This window comes from Deinococcus malanensis, from assembly GCF_014647655.1.
GTDB lineage: Bacteria > Deinococcota > Deinococci > Deinococcales > Deinococcaceae > Deinococcus > Deinococcus malanensis.
In genome coordinates, this window is record NZ_BMPP01000050.1 from 1 (window position 1) to 5,125 (window position 5,125).

The 5,125-nt window shown below is 62.0% G+C and carries 6 protein-coding genes; 5 read left to right on the top strand and 1 reads right to left on the bottom strand.

Translation table 11 applies throughout. The features are described from left to right. Positions 1–91 precede the first annotated feature (91 nt). Complete coding sequence (locus IEY49_RS21045) at positions 92–646, bottom strand: class I SAM-dependent methyltransferase (RefSeq protein WP_189012358.1); 555 nt, start codon at positions 644–646, stop codon at positions 92–94. 146 nt (positions 647–792) lie between these two features. Here IEY49_RS21045 and IEY49_RS21050 point away from each other — a divergent pair, with 146 nt between their 5' ends. The 5 genes from IEY49_RS21050 to IEY49_RS21065 form a co-directional block, all read left to right on the top strand. Beyond that, the gene (locus IEY49_RS21050; protein WP_189012359.1) at positions 793–1,926 is read left to right on the top strand and encodes an ATP-dependent DNA helicase; all 1,134 of its coding nucleotides are present in this window, start codon (positions 793–795) and stop codon (positions 1,924–1,926) included. Between the two features lie 408 nt (positions 1,927–2,334). Beyond that, positions 2,335–2,457: a hypothetical protein gene (locus tag IEY49_RS21795; protein WP_268239121.1), complete on the top strand. Its 123-nt coding sequence runs from the start codon at positions 2,335–2,337 to the stop codon at positions 2,455–2,457. A gap of 48 nt (positions 2,458–2,505) precedes the next feature. Next, positions 2,506–2,724, top strand: coding sequence for a hypothetical protein (locus IEY49_RS21055; protein ID WP_189012360.1), 219 nt, complete (start codon positions 2,506–2,508; stop codon positions 2,722–2,724). Positions 2,725–3,044: 320 nt separating this feature from the next. Beyond that, the gene (locus tag IEY49_RS21060) at positions 3,045–3,362 is read left to right on the top strand and encodes an ArsR/SmtB family transcription factor (RefSeq protein ID WP_189012361.1); all 318 of its coding nucleotides are present in this window, start codon (positions 3,045–3,047) and stop codon (positions 3,360–3,362) included. 1,035 nt (positions 3,363–4,397) lie between these two features. After that, the coding region (locus tag IEY49_RS21065) for an IS110 family RNA-guided transposase (RefSeq protein WP_189012362.1) at positions 4,398–5,125 on the top strand (728 nt) is incomplete at its 3' end.

Sequence of the window (5,125 nt, forward strand, 5' to 3'; positions counted from 1 at the left end):
CAGCAACGCTTTCTGGAGGCCCGGACAGGAAAGAATGCCGGTGACACGGAGGAGCAGTGAACTGCTTGTAACGGTTTCGTACGGTGGCGACTCAATTCGAGAAGTGCGGGATAAAACGCCACCACCACGTCTTTAACATTTCAACAGCAGGCCACAGCGAAGAACAAAATATTATTGATATCGGCACGACCTGGAATCCGCTGGAAAGTTCATGCACGCGGTTTTCAGCTCTTCGTCCGTGAGGAGGTGGGGACGGCGTTGTCGAAGGCCACAACCGCGTCGAATTCACCGTCGACATCGGCTGCCAGGGTTCGGAGATCAGCGGTCTTGAACTGTGGCGGGGCGTCGAATCAGCGGTCTTGAACTGTGGCGGGGCGTCGAAGTGGACAGCTGCGGTGATGGCACGCTCAATGGAGCGTGGACTGAGGTCGGTGGCGGTGACCTGGTATCCCTTGGAGGCGAGGCCGTAGGCCTGGGTTCCTATACCGCAGGCACAATCGAGAACGGTAGCTCCTGGCTGGATGCCTTGACCCCGGAGGAACGGGGCGAGGATATCTGCCTGACGCCGCACTGCTGCGATCCAGTTGTCGAAAATCAGCTTGTACTGGTCGGCGAACTCATCGTAGAAGCGCAGTGCGGCGTCCATACCAGAGATTACCGGCGTGTGGCCCGTGTCAAAGCTGGTTCGTGTGGGAAGCCGCTGGCCCCCGATGGTGGAATCGCCGTCCGAGAGGAATGCGGGGGCGGGTCAATCCAGGTTCATCCCCGTTCGAACGCGATCCAATCCGGTTCGTGACTTGCCCCCAGTCGCCTGAGGACCCCAAGGTAGGCCTGGTCCTGCTTACTCCCGGCGACGTTGAGAAACCGGACTCCCTCGGAATGGAGGCTGTGAGCGGGTACCGGCATCACTCCTTCCCACCCGAGTACAGCGCGGCCGACGCCAGGACGGGGATGACCCGGACCGTGCGGGCGGATCAGGCTCTCTACGCCCGTGTTCGGGCGCACGTGGACGCCTCCCGGAGGGCGCAGTCGCTCCGGCATGGCGCCGGGCAGGACCGCGCGGCGGCTGAGCGAGCAGGCGGTCACGGAGCTGGATGCCGCGATAGAGCTGCTGTTGCCCCTGGCCGCGAGCTCGCTACCCTGCAGGCCGTCTACCCCGGAACCCGCCTCGTGATCATCGGCGATCCGAACCAGCTCCCACCCATCAGTCCCGGCATGCCCCTGCTGGCCCTGATCTGCACCGTGCCGGTCGCGCACCTGACGACCGTGTACCGCCAGGCGGCAGACAGTCCCATCGTGCAACTCGCGTACAACATCCAGGACGGAGAACGCATCGACTGGCAGGACGTGGGTCTGCCGTTCCACGAGACGGGGGACGCCATGCGGGCCGCACGACTGGCACAGGAAGCTGGAGCGCAACTGCTCACTCCCACCCGCAAGGGCCCGCTCGGCGTGGAGGCCCTGAACGCCGCAGCGCGGGAACTCCGCGGCAAACATGACGGGCTCAACGTCACCGGCGGGATCGTGGGTGAGGGGAACCCGGTGGTGTGCACGAAGAACCTGTACGACGCCCAGGTGATGAACGGCATGACCGGCACCGTCAAACACGTGAACACGGAGAACGGTGGCACCGTGGTCGCCATCTTCGACGGCCGGGAGATCCCGTTCGCGGGGCAGGGGAGGTTCGCGCTGATGCCGGCATATGCCATGACGGTGCACCGCTCACTCGGCAGCGAGTGGGAGAGTGTCTCCTGTGTCCTGCATGGGCCGTGCGCCGCGGAATCCAGGGCCAGGGTTCCGGTGACGAACAAGGGGAGAGCGACCGCGAGGGTAGCGCCACTGAGGTTGATGGCGGCGAACAGCGCGAGAAATGCTAGCAGGGTGCGGTTCGAGCGGGCGTACTCCAGTGCTTGCCCGACATCCTGAAAGATGGAGGACTGCCCGAAGTCACCTCGCTGCACAGAAACAACCCGGAGTACCAGCAACCCCGTGAATTTCTTCGACGTGCGGCTCCCTGGACCCGTCACCATCCGAGACTGTCACTTCAAGGGCGGAACGAATCTGCTGCTTTACGCAATGGAGCCATACGGCGTCACAGAAACCTTCCCGCTCCAGGTGCTGGGCAACTCCGGCATGCTGAAGAGTGAGGTGGACGGTTTGTCCTGATACACGGCTGCTTCGCCTCCAGTGCCCAGGTTCCGGACAGTGTGAACGCGTACCTAACGCGTACCTGGCCTTCCGCGCTGCTTGCTGGCCGTGCGGGCGTTCAACCGGCAGCAGCCGGGGGCAATCCGGTCGGTCCTGGGTCCCGGGTTGTGTACCGCTATTGGCGGCATGCCCGCCGAGCGAAGTGCGCGGCAGATGGCGGCGGCCTACAGCGTGTGTGTGCTCGGGCAGGAGATCGTCCCTATGACTCTTGGCCAGGCGGTCAGTGAACACCACCGGCTGCTCGCCTGATACAGGGCTGCTTCGCATTCAGCGCTCTTCGGCTTCCACGACCCCCCTTTGACACTCGCGGACCGCTCAGCGCTGCGATTCCTTCATGTGCTGATCGAACCGAACACCAGCCTGCTGGACACGAACACGGGGCAGCGGCTGATGCGCCTGACCTTCCAGAAGGAGCAGATCCAGCCACTCCGCGACCTGACGCGTGTTCTGCTGGACCTGGTGGACGTTCGGGCCTTCGTGCACGAGCGGTTACCTGGCGCACGCATCACCGGGTGACCTGCTCCTGGCTTCACGCTGGTGGACGCACACCGCCTGCATCACCTGGGCCAGGTCGTTCCTCGTGAACGAAGGCAAACCTGATGGCCAGGTAGGGGGTACCTCACCTCTGAACGGGCCCACAGATTACCCGGCAATTGTGGCTCGATCATTCCTGGACTCTCTTCCAGCGCATTCTGCCTTTTCTCGTGATCGCACAGCCGCCTTCGCGTCCTCTGAGGCCACATGGGCCGTTGGGTACGCCGTGAGCGTCCGCCACTCTCCTAAGCATCATTGCGTATCAATATTGACAAATGTCTATTTAGATGTACATTGATGTTATGAGTCCTGCGGTCCACCACGACGTCCTTCGCGCCCTCGCCGACCCGACACGCCAACAAATCCTCGAAGTCCTCCTGCAGGCGGAAGAAGCCAGACGCCGCGGAGAATGCTTCGCCGGCACCATCAGCCAGGCCCTCGGCCTCAGCCAACCCACCATCAGCCACCACATGAAAGTCCTGGTCGACGCCGGCCTCATCAGCGCCAAGAAAAAAGGCACCTCGGTCTACTACTGCCTCAGTCACCAGGGCTTTCAGGTGCTCCACGACCACCTCGCGCCGTACCTCACGGCCACCTCAGAGAGTAAGGAGACCACATGAACGATTACCTCTCACACCCCCTCTACGTCCCCGCGAACGAAGTGTACGAGCAACGCCTCGCTCAACACTTTTACGAGGCGGAAGTCACGCGCCTCCACAGGCGTCCTGGCGCACGAGCCAGACTCGCCGCCGCCTTACGGCACCTCGCTGACAGGGTCGATCACTGCACGGTCCCTCTCCACGTTCCCCGCAATTCAATGCGGTAGCCCTTGAAGTTCTGCCAACGCCTTCCCAGAGTGGAGAGCAATCGTAGTCGGCCATGCGTTTCATTGTTCGGCACATGTCCGGTCAAGGTGGGCTCCCCCCGGCCAAAGAAGTCTGACAGCCACGGGCAGCCTGGGAAACGTGTCTCCAGTCCCTGGACTGCAGCAACCGGAAGTCAACGCGTTCCGCAGGGAGCATAGGGTCGATGTGACGCCCGACGCGGACCCCAATCCGCTCCTCACCCGCGATGATGCCTTGCGTCTGGTGAATGTTGGGGGACCCTACCCCGCGTACGTGGACCTCTACCCCGCAAGTCTGATGGCTCCCTTCTTTTTCTCGAGGACCTCACTGTACGCGACATCCACGACCAGGAGATCTCGCCCGGTGAATTCTGGGCGAACCTCCTCACCTCGCTTCAGGCATGTGCTTCTGACACCCTCGTCGCCCTGGAGGACTTTCCAGCCCGGCCGAGGGGCATACGTCCCCGACCAGCACACAAGAGGAGTCCCCCGGCGCGAGCTATACCCAGTTCCTGGCATGCCCCACAGTAAGATGAAAATCACGTCCTGTAGAGCTTTAAAAGATAAATACACGCACTTTTATATCTAGGCCGCGGCAGTCTTCCTGATCAGAATGAGCTGTCCGGTCAGTCCGGATCAGCAAGCCAGTACGCACTTTTGGTCGTTCGAGACCGTGCCCTAGACCTGGCTGATCCGGGCGCTTTCTTGCAGACTGCACCCTATCCAAGGCGTCGAGCCTGTATATCAGAGACAGTCCAAGCAAAGCACGAATGACCTGGCCAGCCCACTTTTCGGGAGGTTTTTTATGGTTGTGATCGGGATCGATATCGGCAAAGACGTGTTCTTTGCTCATCTGCGGGCCGCCGAAGGCAGCCCGTCCTTCACGCCTCGTGCCCTGCCCTGTGTTGAAAACACGGTGGGGGGCTGTACCCAACTGCTGCGCTGGGCGGCGTCGCACGGGTACGCGTCTTCTGACCTCCAGGTGGTGATGGAGGCCACCGGCGTGTACTGGGAGACCTGCGCCCTGACACTGCATCAGGCCGGCTGCCAGGTCAGTGTGATGAATCCGGCGCAGATCAAGCTGTTTGCCCGATCGGTGCTTCGACGTGGCAAAACGGACACCATGGATGCGCAGATCATTGCTCGGTATGGCGTGGTGATGCAGCCCAGCCCATGGGAACCTCCCCCCGCATCGGTTGAAGAGCTCAAAGTCCTGGTACGGGAACGGGAAACTTTGCTGCACACCTTGACGCAGGAGCGCAACCGGCTGCACGCCCTCGAGCACAAGGCGCGCAGCATCACCACGGTCGTGGCCCTGGTGCAGCAACGCATCGATCTGCTCAAAGAGCAGATCAGCGCGCTGGAACGCTCGATGCATGCCTTGGTGGCCTTGAATCCAGCCCTTTCCACACCGCTGAAATTGCTGCTGACCGTTCCCGGTTATGGTTTTGTCACCGCAGTGAGTGTGCTGGCCGAGACCCGAGGCTTTCACGGCTTGCATTCGAGCCGTCAACTTTCTGCGTACGCGGGCATTGCTCC